Annotated in this window: 17 protein-coding genes; 12 read left to right on the top strand and 5 right to left on the bottom strand. The window is 70.5% G+C overall.

Annotated features, from left to right (window positions below):
• Nucleotides 1-8 precede the first annotated feature (8 nt).
• From MQE23_RS34065 to MQE23_RS34055, 3 genes are all read right to left on the bottom strand, one after another.
• Entirely contained in the window at nt 9-479 is a 471-nt protein-coding gene (locus MQE23_RS34065; protein ID WP_243382855.1) for a GNAT family N-acetyltransferase, read from the bottom strand.
• Between the two features lie 3 nt (nt 480-482).
• Nucleotides 483-1,091 carry a DUF1349 domain-containing protein gene (locus MQE23_RS34060; RefSeq protein ID WP_020277263.1) on the bottom strand — a complete coding sequence of 203 codons (609 nt, stop codon included), beginning with the start codon at nt 1,089-1,091 and terminating at the stop codon, nt 483-485.
• A gap of 132 nt (nt 1,092-1,223) precedes the next feature.
• The gene (locus MQE23_RS34055) at nt 1,224-2,753 is read right to left on the bottom strand and encodes an aldehyde dehydrogenase (NADP(+)) (RefSeq protein ID WP_243381135.1); all 1,530 of its coding nucleotides are present in this window, start codon (nt 2,751-2,753) and stop codon (nt 1,224-1,226) included.
• Between the two features lie 132 nt (nt 2,754-2,885).
• Between MQE23_RS34055 and MQE23_RS34050 the strand changes: the two genes are divergently transcribed.
• The 6 genes from MQE23_RS34050 to MQE23_RS34025 all read left to right on the top strand — a co-directional run bounded on the left by MQE23_RS34050 (nt 2,886) and on the right by MQE23_RS34025 (nt 8,715).
• Nucleotides 2,886-3,659 carry an IclR family transcriptional regulator gene (locus MQE23_RS34050; protein WP_243381134.1) on the top strand — a complete coding sequence of 258 codons (774 nt, stop codon included), beginning with the start codon at nt 2,886-2,888 and terminating at the stop codon, nt 3,657-3,659.
• Between the two features lie 3 nt (nt 3,660-3,662).
• A complete protein-coding gene (locus tag MQE23_RS34045) occupies nt 3,663-4,133 on the top strand; it encodes a GNAT family N-acetyltransferase (protein WP_020277260.1) in 471 nt (156 codons plus the stop codon).
• Nucleotides 4,134-4,213: 80 nt separating this feature from the next.
• Nucleotides 4,214-5,236 (top strand): hypothetical protein, encoded by a 1,023-nt coding sequence (locus MQE23_RS34040; protein WP_243381133.1) that lies wholly within the window; start codon nt 4,214-4,216, stop codon nt 5,234-5,236.
• Nucleotides 5,233-6,543, top strand: coding sequence for a histidine kinase (locus MQE23_RS34035; protein WP_020277258.1), 1,311 nt, complete (start codon nt 5,233-5,235; stop codon nt 6,541-6,543). The genes MQE23_RS34040 and MQE23_RS34035 overlap by 4 nt, the downstream gene beginning before the upstream one ends.
• Nucleotides 6,540-7,202, top strand: coding sequence for a response regulator transcription factor (locus MQE23_RS34030; RefSeq protein WP_020277257.1), 663 nt, complete (start codon nt 6,540-6,542; stop codon nt 7,200-7,202). Before MQE23_RS34035 ends, MQE23_RS34030 begins: the two co-directional genes overlap by 4 nt.
• Before the next feature lie 55 nt (nt 7,203-7,257).
• A complete protein-coding gene (locus MQE23_RS34025) occupies nt 7,258-8,715 on the top strand; it encodes a penicillin-binding transpeptidase domain-containing protein (RefSeq protein ID WP_037673961.1) in 1,458 nt (485 codons plus the stop codon).
• A 74-nt stretch (nt 8,716-8,789) separates the two neighbouring features.
• On the opposite strand, the gene MQE23_RS34020 is transcribed toward MQE23_RS34025, so the two are convergent.
• Nucleotides 8,790-10,247: an NCS2 family permease gene (locus tag MQE23_RS34020; RefSeq protein WP_020270185.1), complete on the bottom strand. Its 1,458-nt coding sequence runs from the start codon at nt 10,245-10,247 to the stop codon at nt 8,790-8,792.
• 269 nt (nt 10,248-10,516) lie between these two features.
• Here MQE23_RS34020 and MQE23_RS34015 point away from each other — a divergent pair, with 269 nt between their 5' ends.
• The 5 genes from MQE23_RS34015 to MQE23_RS33995 all read left to right on the top strand — a co-directional run bounded on the left by MQE23_RS34015 (nt 10,517) and on the right by MQE23_RS33995 (nt 15,552).
• A complete protein-coding gene (locus MQE23_RS34015; protein WP_020270184.1) occupies nt 10,517-11,122 on the top strand; it encodes a SigE family RNA polymerase sigma factor in 606 nt (201 codons plus the stop codon).
• The gene (locus MQE23_RS34010) at nt 11,119-11,964 is read left to right on the top strand and encodes a hypothetical protein (RefSeq protein WP_020270183.1); all 846 of its coding nucleotides are present in this window, start codon (nt 11,119-11,121) and stop codon (nt 11,962-11,964) included. Before MQE23_RS34015 ends, MQE23_RS34010 begins: the two co-directional genes overlap by 4 nt.
• 83 nt (nt 11,965-12,047) lie before the next feature.
• The gene (locus MQE23_RS34005) at nt 12,048-12,881 is read left to right on the top strand and encodes a pectate lyase (protein ID WP_020270182.1); all 834 of its coding nucleotides are present in this window, start codon (nt 12,048-12,050) and stop codon (nt 12,879-12,881) included.
• A 333-nt stretch (nt 12,882-13,214) separates the two neighbouring features.
• A complete protein-coding gene (locus tag MQE23_RS34000) occupies nt 13,215-14,624 on the top strand; it encodes a PHB depolymerase family esterase (RefSeq protein WP_243381131.1) in 1,410 nt (469 codons plus the stop codon).
• A 64-nt stretch (nt 14,625-14,688) separates the two neighbouring features.
• Complete coding sequence (locus MQE23_RS33995) at nt 14,689-15,552, top strand: putative Lipase 1 (protein ID WP_020270180.1); 864 nt, start codon at nt 14,689-14,691, stop codon at nt 15,550-15,552.
• Between the two features lie 24 nt (nt 15,553-15,576).
• Here the strand turns inward: MQE23_RS33995 and MQE23_RS33990 are convergent, their stop codons facing one another.
• Complete coding sequence (locus MQE23_RS33990) at nt 15,577-16,731, bottom strand: right-handed parallel beta-helix repeat-containing protein (protein WP_243381129.1); 1,155 nt, start codon at nt 16,729-16,731, stop codon at nt 15,577-15,579.
• A gap of 265 nt (nt 16,732-16,996) precedes the next feature.
• Between MQE23_RS33990 and MQE23_RS33985 the strand changes: the two genes are divergently transcribed.
• Nucleotides 16,997-19,204: a family 43 glycosylhydrolase gene (locus MQE23_RS33985; protein WP_020270178.1), complete on the top strand. Its 2,208-nt coding sequence runs from the start codon at nt 16,997-16,999 to the stop codon at nt 19,202-19,204.
• Nucleotides 19,205-19,206 lie beyond the last annotated feature (2 nt).

The raw sequence follows: 19,206 nt of genomic DNA, 5'->3' as shown, positions 1-19,206 counted from the left end.
TCCCGGGTTCATTCCGTGGTCAGGGAGAGCCGCATCGTCAGGTGGTGATCCCCCGGCTCGGCCGGTTCCGCCACCCACCCGTGCCGCCGGTAGAACCGCTGCGCCCGCCGGTTGTCGACGTGCACCTCGAGGACGGCCGTCCGCTTGCCGCCGGATGTCCACGCCTCGACGCAGGCCGTGTGCAGGCCGGTGCCGACGCCGCGGCCCCAGTGGTCCGGGTCGACGTGGAACTGGAACAGCTTCACCGTGTCCGCCGGGACGCCCTCGGGAGTGCGGAAGGAGGCCAGGCCGACGATGCGCCCCGCCTCCTCGACGCACAGCACCCGCCCGTCCGGCCGCGCGAGGGCGCTCCGCCAGGCGGCGAGCCAGTCGGTGCCGTCCTGCGGCAGCCCGTCGGGGTAGTAGGTCGCCCGGGCCCGCGCATGCAGCGCCACGACGTCCTCCACATCGGCGGGCAGGACGGTACGGATCACCACCAGGCCTCAGCTTCCGTCGCGCAGGTCGTTCGGCCAGTGCGGCCTGAACTCGATGTGGTCGTACGTCACCACGCAGCCCTCCCCCATCGGCGACTGGGTCATGAAGCCGACCAGGGCCGCGTCCGTCTCCTTCTCGTCGCCGAGGGTGAAGAGGCGGACGAAGGTCCAGCGCTCACCGTCGCGGGAGGCGTGGAAGGCGAAGGCACGGCCGGTGCGGCTCACCCGGAGCCAGACGGAACTGCCGTCGACGGTGAAGGAGTTGGCGTCGTCGGAGTGCCCCCGGGTGACCACCGTGCAGACGGTGGGCACGTCCGGGGAGTACTCCAGACAGAGCTTGGCCCAGGCGCGCTCGCCGACATGGACGTAGAGCACCCCGGCGTCGAAGGCCGCACCGAACCCGACCGTGACCCGGGCGATCAGCTGGAAGTCCCCTTCGGGCGCCCCCAGCAGCCGCGGCGCGTCGGAGGCGGGGTCCAGCCCCTCCCCGGTGGGCGGCACAAACCGATCCTGCCGCGCCCCGGCCCACCCGGTCAGCACCCGGCCCTCATAGGACCAGTGGGCCTCGGGCCCGTAAGAGCGCAGGGGGAACGGAAGTTCGGGAAGTTCGAGATCCATTCGACCAAGTCTTGCAGGTCCGACCTCCAGGGGCGCGGGGCTCTGTCAATTTGCGGCTCCGCCGCGTGGGCGCGATCAACCACAACCAACCGGCAGCCCGCAGATCACCCGCAGCCCTACGGCGCTACGCGATCAACGCTCAAGTCGCCCGTTGAACCGCCGAGGCAGCCCCAACGGGTTTTCGTCCCGCAGCTCGGCCGGAAGCAGCGCCTCCGGAGCGTTCTGGTAGACAACCGGCCGCAACCACCGCTCGATCGCCGTTCCGCCCACCGACGTGGACGTGGACGTCGTCGCCGGGTAAGGCCCACCGTGATGCTGAGCCGGCGCGACGGCAACACCCGTCGGCCAGCCGTTCACCAGCACACGCCCGGCCAGCGGCGTCAGCTCCTGGAGCAGCTCCGCGCCCCGCCCCTCACCCGCGGCCTCCTCCTCGGACAGCTGCACCGTCGCCGTGAGGTTGCCCGGCAGCCGCGACAGCACGGCCTTCACCTCGGCCTCGTCCTCGTAGCGGGCCACCACCGTGACCGGCCCGAAGCACTCCTCCAGGAGCAGGTCGTGCTCTCCCTCCGCCGCCAGCCTGCTCGCCGGAACGGTCAGGAAGCCCGCGCTGACGGTGTGCTCACCGCCCGCGCCGGGGGTGACCGGGGAGTCGACGTCGGGCAGTTCGGCCCGCTCGGCGACACCGGCCACGAAGTTGTCACGCATCCGGTGGTCGAGCAGCACCCCGGCGTCGGTGTCGCTGACGGCGTCGGTCAGCGACTTCAGCAGGGCGTCACCGGCGGCGCCGGCCGGCGCGAGGACGAGGCCCGGCTTCACACAGAACTGGCCGACGCCCAGCGTCATCGAACCGGCGAGACCCGCACCGATCGCCTCGGCCCGCTCGGCGGCCGCGGCGTCGGTGACGACGACGGGGTTCAGCGAGCCGAGCTCGCCGTGGAACGGGATCGGCACGGGACGCGCGGCGGCCGCGTCGAACAGCGCACGCCCGCCCCGCACGGAACCGGTGAATCCGGCCGCCGCGACCAGCGGGTGCTTGATCAGCTCGACGCCCGCCTCGAAGCCGTGCACCAGCCCGAGGACGCCGTCGGGGATGTCGTGCCGGGCGGCGGCACGGCGCAGCACCTTCGCGACGTACTCGGACAGGGCCGGGTGGTCCGGGTGCGCCTTGACCACGACGGGGCAGCCGGCCGCGAGGGCGCTCGCGGTGTCGCCGCCGGCGACGGAGAAGGCGAAGGGGAAGTTCGACGCCGAGTAGACGGCGACGACGCCGAGGGACACCTTGTAGCGGCGCAGATCCGGGATCGGCGGGGTCGCCGTGTCGTCGGGGTGGTTGATGACGACGTCGAGGAAGGCGCCCTCGTCGACGATGTCAGCGAAGGCCCGCAGCTGGTAGCAGGTGCGGGCGAGCTCGCCGGTCAGCCGGACCGGGCCGAGCGCGGTCTCGGCGTCGGCGGTCTCGACGAGACCGTCCTTGGCCGCCTGAAGCTCCTCGGCGGCGCTGCGCAGGAAGGCCGCGCGGACGGTACGGTCCGCGAGTGAGCCACGCGCCTCGTGCGCGGCACGGACGGCGGCGTCCACCTCCTGGGCTGTGGCCTCCACCGCAACCTGTTCACGCTGCTTCCCGGTTCGGGGGTCGACACTCCAGACTGGTGCTGCTGCCACCGCGGGTCCCTCCACACATGTAATGCCGCAGTACTGGGTCATCCACCAGGGACGTTCGATATACTGAACGCCGTCTCTGATGATGAATATGCTGTGGAGACTATTTCCCGTCGAACGAAGGGGTCAAGGGCGATGTCGGCTGGCGAGACGGGCGGCGGGGCGCAGGTCAAGTCCGCGGTACGAACGGTTGAACTGCTCGAATACTTCGCCGGGCGTCCCGGTATGCATTCGCTCGCGGCGGTCCAGGAGGCCGTCGGCTATCCCAAGTCCAGTCTCTACATGCTGCTGCGCACGCTCGTCGAGCTGGGCTGGGTGGAGACGGACGCGACGGGCACGCGGTACGGCATCGGGGTGCGGGCCCTGCTGGTCGGCACGTCGTACATCGACGGCGACGAGGTCGTGGCGGCGGCCCGCCCGACGCTGGACCGGCTCTCGGACGACACGACCGAGACGATCCACCTCGCCCGCCTCGACGGCACGAACGTCGTCTACCTCGCCACCCGCCAGTCGCAGCACTACCTGCGTCCCTTCACCCGGGTCGGCCGCCGCCTGCCCGCGCACTCCACGTCCCTCGGCAAGGCGCTGCTGAGCACCTACTCGGACGAGCAGGTCCGCAAGATGCTCCCGGAGACGCTGCCCGCGCTGACCGAGAACACGATCACCGACCGCGAGAAGCTCATCGAAGAGCTGACCCAGGTCCGGGAGCAGGGCTTCGCCGTGGACCGCGAGGAGAACACGCTGGGGCTGCGCTGCTTCGGCGTGGCGATCCCGTACCGCACGCCGGCACGGGACGCGATCAGCTGCTCGGTGCCGGTTGCGCGGCTCACGCCGGCGCACGAACAGCTGGTGAAGGACGCGCTGTTCGACGCGAGGGACCGGCTGACACTGGCCACCCGTAGGCTCTGAGGCATGAACGTCGAGCTGCGCGAGGTCCACGACAGCGATCTGCCGGTCTTCTTCCGGCAGATGAACGACCCCGAGGCGCTCCATATGGCGGCCTTCGTCCCCAAGGACCCGGCCGACCGGGACGCCTTCGACGCCCACTGGACCAAGATCCGGTCCTCCGCCGACGTGGTCCGCACAGTCCTGGCCGACGGTGACGTGGTCGGCAGCGCGGCGGTGTACGGCGAGCCGGGCGAGCGCGAGGTGACGTACTGGGTCGACCGCGCGTACTGGGGCAAGGGCATCGCCACGGCGGCCCTGCGGGCGCTGCTGACGGTGGTGCCCGAGCGTCCCCTGTACGCCCGGGCGGCGTCGGACAACGCCGGCTCGCTGCGCGTACTGGAGAAGTGCGGCTTCCGTGCCGTGGCGACGGCCAGCGGGTACGCGAGCGCTCGGGGTGCGGAGATCGAGGAGACGGTGCTCCTCCTGGAGGGCTGAGCCGCCCTCCCCCGTCCGGCGGAGGCGGATCGTCGTCGTGCACGAGGTGGCGCCGGCCCGCCGCGCGGGAGCCTGATCGCATGACGCAGTCACACCGCACCACGCTGTCACCCGCTCCCGCCGCCGTCGACGGCCCCGTCGTCCGTCTCAGCCGTCCCCGGCACGTCCTGCGTGCCGTCGCCGTCCTCTCCTGCGTGCCGTACCTCGGGCTCAAGGCCGCCTGGATCGCCGGGAGCCACATCGGCATTCCGGAAGGGAGCAGGTTGCTCGACGACCGGGTGGGCATGGCGGTGATCAACGGCATCTCCGTGCTGCTGGACAGCGCGGTGATCGTGCTGGCGCTGGTGCTGACGCGGCCGTGGGGGCTGCGGGTGCCCGCGTGGCTCCTGGCCTTCCCCGTCTGGGTCGCCACCGGGCTGCTCGCGCCGATCATGGCCGGTTTCCCGGCACAGCTGGTCGTGAGGGCGTTCGGCGGAGGGAGCGCGGAGTCTCCGGGCCAGGAGGCCTTCCTGGACGAGTGGGTGTTCACCGTGGTCTACACGGGGTTCATCCTCCAAGGGCTCGCGCTGGGCGCCCTGTTCGTGCTCTACGCCCGCGACCGCTGGGGGCAGCTGTGGCGCGGGCGGGTGTGGGAACTGCCCATGGGGGTCGCGGGGCCGGCCCACCGCGCCCTCGCCGTCGCGGCCGCCGTGCTCGCCCTGCTGCCGCTCACCCTCCACGTCATCTGGGCCTGCGGCGGCACCGCCGGGCTCAGCGAGGGCCGGGCGGCGGACCGGAGCGCGGACGTCCACGTCCTGGAAGCGGTGTACGTGGTGTTCCTCCTCGCCGCCGTCACCGGCGGCTTCCTGCTGGCCTTCCGCCGCGGGCGGGCGCTGCCCGTGGCGGTGCCGCTCGGCCTGGCCTGGGTCGGCTCGGGCGCCGTGGCCTGCTGGGGCGGCTGGCTGTCGCTCGCCTCCCTCGGCGGCGGGGACATCGCCGACCGTCCGACGCCGCTGATGGGCCTCGCCTACGCTGGTCAGATGCTCGTCGGCTTCCTCGTCGCCGCCATCGGCGTCTACTTCTTCGCGGAGCGCTCGGCCAGGGCCGCGCGGCGGGCGGCGTGAGACGGGCCGCCCGGTCGCTGTTCGGCCGGCGGGCCCGGCTGCGCTGGGTGCATCTGATCCTCGGCGGCGCGCTCGCGATGCCGTACGTCCTGGTCGGCTCGGTGATCATCGGTCCGGCGACCGGCGGCACGGACGTCTTCGGGTCCTTTCCCCTCCAGCTCGCCTCCTTCGGCGTGGGGCTGCCGCTCGCCGCCGTCACGTCCCTGTTCCCGCTGACCCGGCCGCTGGAGGCCGCCGCCGTGCGCTGGCTGTGCGGTGTCGACACGGACCGGCTCGCCTTCGGGCCGGCCCGGACGCGGGGTGAGAAGGGCCGTACGGCGGGCTGGTTCACCCTGCATCTCGGGCTCGGCGGGATCATCGCCGGGATGTCGCTGGCCGTGCCGCCGTTCGCCGTCGTGCTGATCGTGCTGCCGGTCGTCGCGGGACTGCGCGGCGGTCGGCTCGGGCTGCCCGAAGTCCTCGACCATGCCTGGGCATTGGCGCTCGCGCCGGTCGCGGGCGCGGCGATGCTCGTCGCCCTCGCCGGCTGCGCGGCCGGCGGCGGTTGGCTGCTGGCCCGCTGGGCGCCCGCCCTGCTCGGCCCGTCCCCCGAGGGCCGGCTCGCGGCCGCCGAGGCACGCGCCGCCGACCTGGCCGTCCGCAACCGGCTGGCGCGGGAGCTGCACGACTCCATCGGCCACGCGCTGAGCGCGATCGGTCTCCAGGCGAGCGCGGCCCGCCGCGTCCTCGACTCCGACCCGGAGTTCGTCCGCGAGGCCCTCGCCGCGATCGAGGACACGACCCGGCGCACCGTCGGCGAACTCGACGCCGTGCTGGGTGTGCTGCGCGAGGGCGACGCCCCCGGCACTGCCCCGGCGCCGACGCTCGCGGCCGACCTCGACGGGCTGCTGCGTCGCACCCGGGCCGGTGGACAGCGGGTGACGGCCACGGTCGACACCGACTTGGAGGTACTGCCCGCGCTGCTGTCCCGGGAGGGGTACCGGATCGTGCAGGAGGGGCTGAGCAACGCCCTCAGGCACGCGGGAGACCGGGTCGCCGTCGACGTACGGATCGCGGTGGCGAGCGGAGCGCTGGAGATCACCGTGGAGAATCCGGTGACCGGCCCCGCCGCGGTCACCGCTCCCGTCTCCTCCCGTCCCGGCGGCGGCCACGGGCTGCGCGGCATCGCGGACCGGGTCAGGCTGCTGGGCGGGACCATGACGGCCGGACCGGCCGCCGGTTCGTCCGGACGGGCCGCCGGTTCGTCCGGACCGGCCGGGGAGAGCTGGCGGTTGCACGTACGTCTGCCGATGAAAGGACCCGCATGACCCGCCCCGCCCCCGTCCGTGTCGTCCTCGCCGACGACGAGCGCATGGTCCGCACCGCGCTGCGCGCCATCCTCTCCGCCGAGCCCGACCTGGAGGTGGTGGGCGAGGCGGCCACCGGCGCCGAGGCCGTGTCGGTCGTCCGGGACCTGCGGCCGGACGTCGTCCTCATGGACGTCCGCATGCCGGAGATCGACGGCATCCGCGCGACCGAGCAGATCCTCGCCACCTTGGACGAGCCGCCCCGGATCGTCGTCGTGACGACCTTCGAGAACGACTCCTACGTGTACGACGCGCTGCGCGCCGGAGCCTCCGGGTTCCTGCTGAAGCGGGCGGACGCCGACGCGCTGGTGCAGGCGGTCCGGCTGGTGGCGCGCAGCGACAGCCTGCTGTTCCCGGCGGCCGTCCGCACCCTCGCGACCGAGCACGCACGCGCGCACCCGGCGCCGCCGGAGTGGGTGGCGAAGCTCACGGGACGCGAGCGGGAGGTGCTGCGGCACATGGCGCAGGGCCTGACCAACGCGGAGATCGCCCGCCGGATGGAAGTCGGTCCCGCCACGGTGAAGTCGCACGTGGCGGCGGTGCTGGCCAAGACGGGCACCCGGGACCGCACGCAGGCGGTCATCGCGGCGTACGAGGCGGGCTTTCTGAACGCCGGATGAGAAAACCGGACGGGTGGGAACGATCCGCCCCGCCTGGCTCGTCCTCATGTTCGGGATGAACAAGACGATCAGGCGCGCATCGGTCTTCACGCTGCTGCTGGTTCTCGCTCTGCTGGGCAGGGCGACCTGGGTGCAGTTCTACGAGGGCCAGGCGCTCGCAGACGACAAGGACAACCGGCGGAACGCGATCGAGACGTACTCGGCGCCGCTCGGGAACATCATCGTGGGCGGCCGGTCGGTCACCGGCTCGGCCCCGACGAAGACGGGCGACCTCAAGTACAAGCGCACGTACACGGACGGCGAGCTGTACGCGGCGGTGACGGGATACGCGTCGCAGGCGTACGCGCCGACCCAGCTGGAGGGCATCTACACCGACCTGCTCAACGGCACGGACAACCGTCTGAAGTCGGTGATGGACACCGTCACCAACCAGCGGGCCGACCCGGGCAACGTGGTCACGACGATCGACCCGGACGTGCAGAAGGCGGCGTACGACGCGCTCGGCGACAAGAAGGGCGGGGCCGTCGCCATCGACCCGAAGACCGGGAAGATCCTCGCGGTCGTGTCGACGCCGTCGTACGACCCCTCGTCGCTGACCGGCGCCAACACGGCGGGGGCGGCCTGGAAGAAGCTCACGGCCGACCCGGAGAAGCCGCTGGTCAACCGTGCGCTGCGGCAGCCGCTGCCGCCCGGCTCGACGTTCAAGCTGGTCGTGGCGGCGGCGGCGCTGGAGGACGGGCTGTACTCGTCGGTGGACGAGAAGACCGACAGCCCCGACCCGTACACACTGCCGGGCACCTCCCGGGAGCTGACGAACGAGAACCCGAACGCCCCTTGCACGAACGCCACGATCCGTAGGGCGCTGGAGTACTCGTGCAACAACGTCTTCGCGAAGATGGCCGTCCAGCTCGGCCAGGACAAGGTGAAGGCGATGGCCGAGAAGTTCGGCTTCAACGACGACAAGCTGGATGTGCCGGTCCGGGCCTACACGAGCGTGTACCCCTCGGACATGTACCCGTCGCAGACGGCCCTGACGGGCATCGGCCAGTTCGACGTCACCGCGACGCCCCTGCAGATGGCCATGGTGTCGGCGGCCATAGCCAACGGCGGCAAGTTGGTTTCGCCGCATATGGTTTCGCAGATCACCAACAGCGGTGGTGATGTGTTGCAGGACTACGACGACGATGCGGGCTCGAAGGAGATCGTCAGCTCCTCGACCGCCGAGCAGTTGCAGTCGGCCATGCAGACGGTCGTGGACCAGGGCACGGGTACGAACGCCCAGGTCCCGGGCGCGACCGTGGGCGGCAAGACGGGTACGGCCCAGCACGGCGAGAACAACAGCCAGGTGCCGTACGCCTGGTTCACCTCGTACGGGAAGTCCGACTCGTCAGGCAAGGAGGTCGCCGTGGCGGTCGTCGTCGAGCAGTCGAACGCGGCCCGCTCGGAGGTCAGCGGCAACGGCCTGGCGGCGCCGGTCGCCAAGGCGATGATGGAAGCGGCGCTCAAGGACTGAACCCCGGCTGCCGATAAGCCGTCTGTAGAGACGAGACGGGCCGCCCCCCTCCCCCCGGGGGCGGCCCGTCATCGTTACTTCGCTCCCAGGAGCTGCTCGATCGGGTCGATCGCGAAGTACACGAGGAACAGCACCGAGGTCCCCCACAGCAGCCAGTGGACCTCCTTGGCCTTGCCGAGCACGGTCTTGATGACGACGTAGGCGAGGAAGCCGGCGCCGATGCCGTTGGTGATGGAGTAGGTGAACGGCATCACGGCGATGGTGAGGAACGCGGGGATGGCGATGTCGTAGCGGTCCCAGTCGATGTGCTTGACCTGGGTCATCATCAGGAAGCCGACGGCGACCAGGGCGGGTGCGGCCGCCTGGAGCGGGACGATGGTGAGCAGCGGGGTCAGGAACAGCGCGAGGCCGAACAGCGAGCCGGTGACGAGGTTGGAGAAGCCGGTACGCGAGCCCTCGCCGACGCCGGCCGCCGACTCGATGTAGGAGGTCGCCGAGGAGGCCGAGGCCGCGCCGCCCGCGACCGCCGCGGCACCGTCGATCAACAGCACCCTGCCGAGGTTCGGGACCTTGCCCTCCTCGTCGAGCAGGCCCGCCTCGGCGCTGATGCCGACGACCGTGCCCATGGTGTCGAAGAAGTCGGACAGGATCAGCGTGAAGATCAGCAGGACGACGGTGATGACCCCGACCCCGGGGGCGCTGAAGGCACCGAACACGTCGAAGTCGCCGATGAGGCCGAAGTCGGGGGCGTCGACGAGCTTGTCGGGCCAGGACGGTGTGGTCAGGCCCCAGCTCTTGATGTCGGCTATGGAGTTGATCACTATCGCCAGCGCCGTCATGGTGACGATGCTGATCAGGATGGCGCCCTTGACCTTGCGGGCGAGCAGGCCGATCGTCAGCAGGACGCCGAGGCAGAAGACGAGAATCGGCCACCCGGTGAGCGTGCCCGTGCCGCCCAGCTGAACCGGCACGGTGGTGTTCGCGGCGTCCGGGATGCGGCTGACGAAGCCGGCGTCGACGAAGCCGATGAAGGCGATGAACAGGCCGATGCCGACGCTGATCGCCTGCTTGAGCGGCTGGGGTATGGCGTGCATGACGGCCTCGCGCAGCCCGGTCACCACCAGCACGCAGATCAGCAGGCCTTCGAGGACGATCAGGCCCATCGCGTCGTCCCAGCTCATCAGCGGGGCGATCTGGAAGGCGACCACGGCGTTCAGGCCCAGTCCGGCGGCCAGCGCGAGGGGCAGATTGCCGCCCACGCCCATGATGATCGTCATGACCGCGGCCACCAGGGCGGTGGCGGTGGTGAGCTGGACGGCGTCCAGCTGGTGCCCGAACTTGTCCTTCGCGCTGCCCAGGATGATGGGATTCAGGACAAGGATGTAGGCCATCGTGAAGAACGTGGCGAAGCCGCCGCGTATCTCACGGCCGAAGGTGGATCCCCGCTCGGAGATCTTGAAGAACCGGTCGACGCTGTTCACCGCCGGTGGTGCGGCGTCGGACCGGTCGGCCACCTTCTGCGTTTCGGACATGGCGAGTGCTCCTTGATGCCTGGGTGATCGGTGTGCGGATGCTGGCTGGATTGTTCCCGCGTTGAACCACATTCAGGTTTTCTTCGTGTTACGGAATCAGAGTCCGGCCTGCCATACGCCGTTCGAAGCTCCGTACGAACCGTCCTGAGAACGCTGCTACGCTTCCCGATCTCGTCCGGACCTCCCCCGGATGATCACATGTCATCTACATGACACGCATAGGCACCCCGGCCCGGAGTGCCCGAAGCCGCTGCGAGGAGAGGTCGCCCGTGGGCACAGTCGTCGACGACGCCGCCTCCGTGGAGTTCCACGCCTTCTTCGAGCGTCACTACGCCGAACTGTCCCGCCTGGCCTACCTGCTGACGGGCGAGTCGGACACCGCCGACGATCTGGCGGCGGACGCGTTGCTGGCGCTGTGGCACCGCTGGGACCGGGTGCGCGCGGCCGACCATCCGGCGGCGTACGCGCGCGGCGTGGTCACCAACCTGGCCCGCACCCGGATCCGCAGCGCCGTGCGCGAGCGGCGGCGCATCGCCCTGTTCTGGTCGCAGCGCGAGGAGAACATCGAGAACCCGGACGTCGCGGGTGTCGTCGACGTCCAGGAGGCGCTGCGCAGACTGCCGTTCCGCAAGCGGGCCTGTGTCGTGCTGCGGCACGCCTTCGACCTCTCGGAGAAGGACACCGCGCTCGCCCTCGGTGTCTCGGTGGGTACGGTGAAGAGCCAGACCTCCAAGGGAATGGCCGAACTCCAGCGGTTGCTGGGCACACAGGGAGTGCCGCAGCGGATGCACGCGGCGGTGGGCGCTCCCCGTTGCTCGCCGGCCGTGGAAGGCTTGCGGGCGCGCACCGGTGAGGGCGGAGGAAGGGACCGATGACCATGCGGCGGGACGTGCACGAGGAGCTGCGCGCCCGGCTGCACGAGGCGGCCGGGACGCACCAGCCCGACCGGGAGCAGATCCTGGCCCGGGTCGAGCGCGGCATGGCCGGTCCGGCCGGTTCAGGCCACCGGGCGACGCGTCCGCCGGTGTTCGGATGGATGCGGGTGGCCGGCGCGACGGCCGCGGTGGCGGGTGTGCTGGCGGTGGGCGGTTACGCGGTCGCGTCCGCGGTGAAGGAGGAGACCGCCCCGCAGCAGCAGGGCGTGGCGACGTCGCCGACGCCCACGCCGTCGCCGGAGGCGACGAGCCGGGCCCCCGCGCCGCCGGTGGATCCCACCCCGTCCGCCCCGCCGGAGCGCCGCGAGTCCGCTCCGCCGCCCTCGCGGACGCCGAGCACCTCCGTCACCGGGCGGCCGCCCGCCGCCACGGAGGACGGGCCGCTGTGGTCGGACGGCTCGGTCGACCCGCACAGCAACGACTTCTGGGCGCAGAGCAACGTCACGATCAAGACACGCACGGAACTGACCGCGCTGACCGTGCGGTTGAGCGTCGCCCAGACCGGCGGGGTCTCCGACGCGGGCGCCTGGCGGTCGCTGCCCGAGCAGGACTTCACGCTCACGGTCGGCGAGCGGGACGGCTTCCTCGTCTACACCTGGACCCTGAAGGAGGGCCGTAAGGTCCCGGCGGGCGAGTGGGTGTTCGCGGGCCAGTTCGACCACGAGCGCGGCGGCCGGGACGCCGGTGCCGACCGCTATGCGGTGACAGCCGCCGCCGGTTCGGAGCGGCTGTCCGTGGGCGGCGGCTTCGCGGCCGTGGACGACGCCGAAGACGACTCGTGAAAAATCCTGAAGACGCGGCAACCCTTTCCTCGCGGGTGGCGACCACCAGGCGCAAGAGTCACCCCCCCATGAGGAATCGGTACATGACTGCACCAGCACAACAGCGCGTCCGCCACCGCCGCCGGGTCACCAAGCGGCGGGCCGCGATCGCCGGGTTAGCCGCCTTCGGCATCACGGGAGCGGCGGTCGTCACCACGTCGATGCTGTCCACCGCGGGCGCCGCGACCCCCTGGCCCACGGACAAGGGCAAGACGCCCGTGTCGGAGACCATCCCGGTCTCCGGTGTCCGCGACGGCGGCATGAAGATGTTCTACGGCACCGGCGCGCTCGGCGGCGACAGCCAGGACGAGGGCCAGGCCCCCATCTTCGAGCTGGCCGACGGCGCGGTCCTCAAGAACGTCATCATCGGCACCCCGGCCGCGGACGGTGTGCACTGCAAGGGCAGCTGCACGCTCCAGAACGTGTGGTGGACGGACGTCGGCGAGGACGCGGCCAGCTTCAAGGGCAAGTCGTCGTCGGCCGTGTACAAGGTGATCGGCGGCGGCGCGAAGAACGCCGACGACAAGGTGCTGCAGTTCAACGGCGCCGGGACGCTGAACGTGTCGGGCTTCCAGGTGCAGAACGCCGGGAAGCTGGTGCGCTCGTGCGGCAACTGCAAGACGCAGTACAAGCGCACGGTGGTGCTGAACGACATCGACGTGACGGCGCCCATGAGCTCGATCGTCGGCGTGAACGCCAACTACGGCGACACGGCGACGCTGTCGAAGATCCGCATCCACGGCGACAGCAAGAAGAAGATCAAGACGTGTGTGCGCTTCGAGGGCAACAACACGGGCAAGGAGCCCAAGGAGCTGACCCCGCCCGGCCCGGACGGCAAGACCTGCAAGTTCAAGGCCTCGGACATCAGCTACCAGTGACGCCGCTGCACGTGTGAACTCCGGCCGGCCCGAATCCCCCCTTGGGCCGGCCGGCTGCCGGACGTCCGGGCCCCCAGCCGGACGTCCCGGCACCCCCGGCCCTCCGGAGCCCCCCTCCGGACGGCCGGACAGCCCTGGCCGAGCCCCCCTCGGCCGGTCGGCAGGACGCCCCCGCCGGTGCGAACCGGCGGGGGCGTCGTCGTGCCTCTGCATTGATGCGTCCATCGCATGGACAGATCTCGGTTTGATGCTGGACAGGGATCCGGTGGTGCTCCGAAACTCTCGCGTAATACCTCGGCCCGCCCCCCAGCTCGATGACCGAGACGAGGACCCATGAGATCGATCCCCAGACGTACGGTGCTCGCCGTCACCGCGGGTGCGGTCGCGGCGCCGACCGTGAGCACGTCGGCCACGGCAGCCCCGTTCGAAGGACGGCAAGCGGCCTCAGGACCCAACCCGGTCCTGCGGACGGACCTCCTCACGCAGGTGACACCGAGGAACAACTGGCTGGTGACAGCGGTCGCCATCCAGTACGCGCACCGCATCGACTTACGCGGCGGGACGGTCCCGCCCACCGCCTTCCAGGTGCAGGCCACCGTGGGCGGAAAGACAGCGGCTCGTACGGTGACCCGGGTCTACTCCCACACCTCCGCCGCAGTGGACGACCGCTCCGACCCCGGACGACCGGGGGACCGACTGATCATCGAGCTCGATCCGGACGACGCCGACGCAAGGGCGGTCGGCACCACCGATCCCCTTCCGCTCGACCGTGCCTACTCCGTCAGACAGGTGGCGGACGTGCGCACTCCGGCAGGTGAACCGGTCCTCGAGGCAGGTCCGTTCGCGCACCGGAACGACGACGTCATCACTCCCGTGGTCGACGACTTCGCCGCCGGTTCCTTCACCGACTCCGCGGGCTTCGAACTGGACTTCCGGCTGTACCGGCCCGCGGGATTCCTGCGGAACCCGCAGACCCGCACCCGGTACCCGCTCGTCGTCACCCTGCACGGCGGTGGCGAAGTCGCGGACAACAACATGACCCAGCTGACGTCCAACCGGATCGCGGTCACGTTCGCCAAACCGGAACGACAGCGGCGCAACCCCGCATTCGTCCTCTCTCCGCAGATCCCCCTGCCGCGTCCCATGGACGGACCCGACGGCACGGACTGGACCGACGCGAAGGTCCAGGCCGCGCTGATCGAACTCATCGACACCTTCGTGCGCGAGCACCCGGGCCACGTGGACACGGGCCGGCTCTATCTGGCCGGCCTGTCCTCGGGCGGGCGCGGCATCTACAGCCTGCTGGCCGAGCGACCCGGCGTGTTCGCGGCTGCCCTGCCCACGGCCGGCTGGGGCGACGCGGCCGCCATGGACAGGATCACGCACATCCCGATCTGGGCCGACCACTCGGTCGACGACCCGGTCGTCCCCTACCGGGAGGGCCGGTTCGGCAACCCCGGCACCTGGACCCTGATGAACGCACTGGAGACCGCAGGTGCGCGGGTCACCCGCGGGGAGTGGGCCAACGACCTGCCGAAGGCAGAGTTCGAGGCCCGGTCGCGGGCCCTCCTGCGGCAGGCCCGGGCCACGGGCAGCCACGTGCTGTTCACGAGCTACACGGCCGGAACGACACCGGTGAGCCCGCACCTGTCATGGGCCCAGACGTACGAGAACGACGTGGTCATCGACTGGCTCTTCGCACAGTCCCGCCAGCCGGCCGCTCTCATCACATCCCGGAGGTAGAGCAATGCGTCCCCGCAGTCGTTCCACCCGCACCAGCGCGCCGTTACGGACCCGATCCTGTCCCATGACGGCGCTGATCGCACTGGCGACCACCATCGGCATGGCGCTGACCCTGCTGACGGCCACCGCCGCGCCGGCGACCGCCGCCGGCATCCCGTCCCCGACGACCGCCTCCCTGGAGGCCGCCGACGGGCCGCTGGCCACCGCCGCCTACACCGTTCCCCGCCCGAGCGGGTACGGCTCGGGCACGGTCACGTATCCCAAGGCCAGGGGCTCGTACCCGGGCGTCGTGCTGATGCCGGGCTATCAGGGCACCCAGGAGAACCTGCGGTGGCTGGCACCCCGCCTCGCTTCCTGGGGCTTCGTCGTCATCAACGTCGGGACGAACACACTCACCGACGATCCCGAATCGCGCGGCCGGCAGATCAGGGCCGCGGGCACCCAGTTGCTCGCGCTCGGCAAGGCCCCCCGCAACCCGCTGTCGGGGAAGCTCAACGGCACCCTGGGCGCGGCCGGTCACTCGATGGGCGGCGGTGGCGTCATGGCGGCCCTGAGGGACGACCCGCGCTTCCGGGCGGGCGTGCCGACCGCCCCGTACCACCCGAAGGGGAACTTCTCCTCGGTCACCGAGCCCACCTTCTTCCTGACCTGTCAGAGCGACCCCGTCGCGCACGGCGACACCTTCGCGGTGCCCTGGTACAACTCCATGTCCGGGGCCGAGAAGCTCTACATCGAGGTACCGGGCGACCATCTGTGCCCGATGACGGGTTACGGCGCCAAGGCCAAGCAGGGCAAGTGGATCGTGTCGTTCTTCAGCCTCTGGCTGCGTGCCGACACCCGCTTCAGTCCGTTCCTGTGCGGTCCGGCTCGTGACGCCGACAAGAACGACACCTCGCTGGTCACCCGCTGGATGGACACCTGCCCGTGACCGACCCGCCGAGGAGACACGGCGCTAGTCCATGGTCGACCCGATGGTCCTGGAGCCGGTAGTCAGGAACGTCGTCGCGGGGAGGGCGCCGTCCGCCCCGCGCGCGGCGTACGCGCTCTTCGCGTCCGTCGACCTGAAGGGCGGGGTGGCGACGCCGCTGTCCCAGTTGTTGCCGGCGGAGACGGCCGCGGAGCCCAGCTTCGCGGGGCCGCCCTTGTCGCTCACGGCGAGGTTCTTGCCGAGGCGGGCCTTGCCGGTGGCGAAGTAGAAGCCGTTGTGGGCGTTGGCGTACGCGGTGTTGCGGTTCAGGGCGATGGCACCGGTGTTGGAGTTCTCGGTGAAGCCGTGCAGCCCGTTGTCCCAGGCGGCGTTGTTGTTGACGACATGGGCGACCGACGCTCCCCCGCCGCCCAGTTTGAAGCCGTTGCCGTTGCCCTCGAAGGCCGGGTCGCTCCAGCGGTTCTCGCCGTTGCCGAAGGCCCAGGAGTGCTCGATGGTGACCGGCGAGGAGAACTGCCACAGGTCGAGCCCGTCGTCGGAGTTGTCGAACAGCCGGGCGCCGGTGATCCTGTTGCCAGTCCCCGAGCCGAACTTGACGGCGATGCCGTCGGCGTTCTGGCCGTGGCCGGCCGGGTCATAGTTGCCGTGGCTGTCCAGGTTCTGCACGAGGTTGCCGGTGGTGCCGTCACCGCGCAAGGTGAAGCCGGAGTCGCCGTTGTCCGCGGTGACGAGGTTCCTGAAGACGCCGCCGGCCGAGGACGTGGCGACGAAGCCCTGGGCCGGGGAGTTGACAAAGGCGAGGTTCTCGACGGTCCAGTAGTCGCCGTGGAGGGCGGCCAGCCAAGAGCCGTCGGGCAGCTTGGAACCGTCGATCCGGACCTTCTCGCCGCCGTGTGCCCGCAGGGTGATGCGTGCCGAACTCGTGCCGTTCGCCGTGGACTTGAGGGTCGCGGCCGGGTAGTAGGTGCCGCCGCGGACCTGGATGACCGTGCCGGCGGTGGCGTTCTGCACGGCCGCTTCGAGCTGGGCCGTGGTGGAGACGGTGACCGTCGACGAGGCGGCCTGCGCGCCGCCGCCCGAGAGCCCGAGATAGACGCCGCCCGCCCCCGAGGCACAGACCACCGCGGCGGCGATGGTGAGCGTACGGGTCCTGCGGTGGCGTCCTGTGCTGAGCAGCACGGAGCGTTCCTTTCCTAGGCGATGGGGACGGAAACGGTTCGGAGGGGCCCGCTCCGGCCCGTTTCCGACCAGCAGTCGCCGCCGTGCCGCGAAAGGGTTGCCGCCGTTGCCACCATTGCCGCTGTCACGTGCACGGGCGTGCCCGCATCTCCGAAAGTTTCGGAACCACCCGCCTCATGCACACCCGTTGACGCCCTGTTCCCCTCCGGTGAAACTCCGAAGGCCGCTATCCAACAGAATCCCCCAGACTCCGACAGGAAGTGTCATGCGCCCCCGCACGCTCCTGCTGCCGTTCCTGGCCCTGACCGGCCTCCTCCTGACCCTTCTCACGGCGCCACCCGGCGCCGCGGACTCCGGAGCACCACCCGTGAAGCACTCCAAGTACGCCGGCTATCTCTTCGCCTACTTCACCGGCGAGGGCACCGCCGACGGCGAGCAGATCCGTTACGCCCTGAGCCGGGGCAACGACGCGCTGCACTGGCGTGAGCTGAACGCCGGCAAACCGGTCCTGACGTCGACGATCGGCGAGAAGGGCCTGCGCGACCCGTTCGTGATCCGCTCCCCCAAGGGCGACAAGTTCTTCCTGATCGCCACCGACCTGCGGATGTACCAGAACTCCAGCGGCAGCTGGGACCAGGTGCAGCGGCACGGCAGCAAGTCGATCATGGTCTGGGAGTCCACCGACCTGGTCCACTGGACCGACCAGCGCCTGGTGAAGGTCTCCCCGGACAACGCGGGCAACACCTGGGCCCCGGAGGCCTACTGGGACGACGAGCTGGGTGAGTACGTCGTCTTCTGGGCGTCGAAGCTGTACGCCGACGACGACCCGGACCACAAGGGCAACACGTACAACAAGATGATGTACGCGACCACCAAGGACTTCCGCACCTTCAGCAAGCCGAAGATCTGGAACGACCCGGGCTACTCGGTGATCGACTCCACGGTCGTGAAGTACAAGGACGAGTACTACCGCTACACCAAGGACGAGCGGGACCCCAGCTCCTCCAGCCCCTGCTCGAAGTTCATCACCGGTGAGAAGTCGACGTCCCTGACCTCGACGAAGTACGACTTCGTGGCCGACTGCATCGGCAAGGGCGCGATGGACCGCGGCGAGGGCCCGACGGTGTTCAAGTCGAACACCGAGAAGAAGTGGTACCTGTTCATCGACGAGTACGGCGGCCGCGGCTACGTCCCGTTCGAGACCACCGACCTCGCCTCCGGCAAGTGGACGCCGTCCACGGACTACCAGCTCCCGGCGAGCCCCCGGCACGGCACGGTGCTCCCGGTGACGCAGCAGGAGTACGACCGGCTGCTGGCGGCCTACCCGAGCTCCCCCACCTCCGTGGTGGACGCGACGGCCAAGCACCAGAAGGGCTACTCGATCGTCACGGAGAGCGCGTCCAAGGTCGTCCTGCCGATGGAGCCGGATGCGGACCTGCGAGGCCTCGCCCCGAAGCTGTGGGTCGGTGAGGGCGCCACGCTGAGCCCGAAGTCCGGGACCCGGCGCGACTTCCGCACGCCGCAGAAGTACACCGTGACGGCGGCCGACGGCACCAAGCGCACCTGGACGGTCGAGGCGGTCCGCACCCGCAGCCCCCTGCTGCCCGGCTTGAACGCCGACCCCGACGTCCACTACCTCAACGGCAGATACTGGATCTACCCGACGACGGACGGCTTCCAGGGCTGGAGCGGCACCAAGTTCAAGGCCTACTCGTCGAAGGACCTGGTCCACTGGAAGGACCACGGCGTCATCCTCGACCTCGGGCCCGACGTGACCTGGGCCGACAAGTACGCCTGGGCGCCCGCGATCGCCGAGCGGAACGGCAAGTACTACTTCTACTTCTGCGCCGAGCAGCAGATCGGCGTGGCGGTGGCCGACTCCCCCGCCGGCCCCTTCAAGGACGCGCTCGGCAAGCCGCTGGTCGCCAAGGGCGGGGCGCTCAAGGGCCAGATGATCGACCCGTCGGTCTTCACGGACGACGACGGCCAGGCGTACCTGTACTGGGGCAACGGCCACGGGTACGTCGTGCCGCTGAACGACGACATGGTGTCCTTCGACGCGTCGAAGGTGCAGGACATCACCCCGGACAACTTCCGCGAGGGCTCCTTCGTCATCAAGCGGAAGGGCACGTACTACTTCATGTGGTCGGAGGACGACACCCGCAGCGAGAACTACCACGTGGCGTACGCGACGGGACCGTCCCCGCTCGGCCCGTGGACCAAGCGCGGGACGATCCTCCAGAAGCGGCCCGAGTACGGCATCCTCGGCACCGGTCACCACTCGGTGGTGAACACTCCCGGCACCGACGACTGGTACATGGTCTACCACCGCTTCGCCCTCAACGGCCCGGGCAGGCCGGGCGGCGACGGCATGCACCGCGAGACCACCATCGATCGCATGGAGTTCGCGGCCGACGGCACGATCAAGCCAGTGGTGCCGACGCTGGAGGGGGTCAAGCCGGTACGGCGATGAGC

This window comes from Streptomyces sp. HP-A2021, from assembly GCF_022807935.1.
Taxonomy (GTDB): domain Bacteria; phylum Actinomycetota; class Actinomycetes; order Streptomycetales; family Streptomycetaceae; genus Streptomyces; species Streptomyces afghaniensis.
The sequence above is the reverse complement of the archived record's forward strand: the minus strand, read 5'-3'. Positions and strand labels throughout refer to the sequence as shown.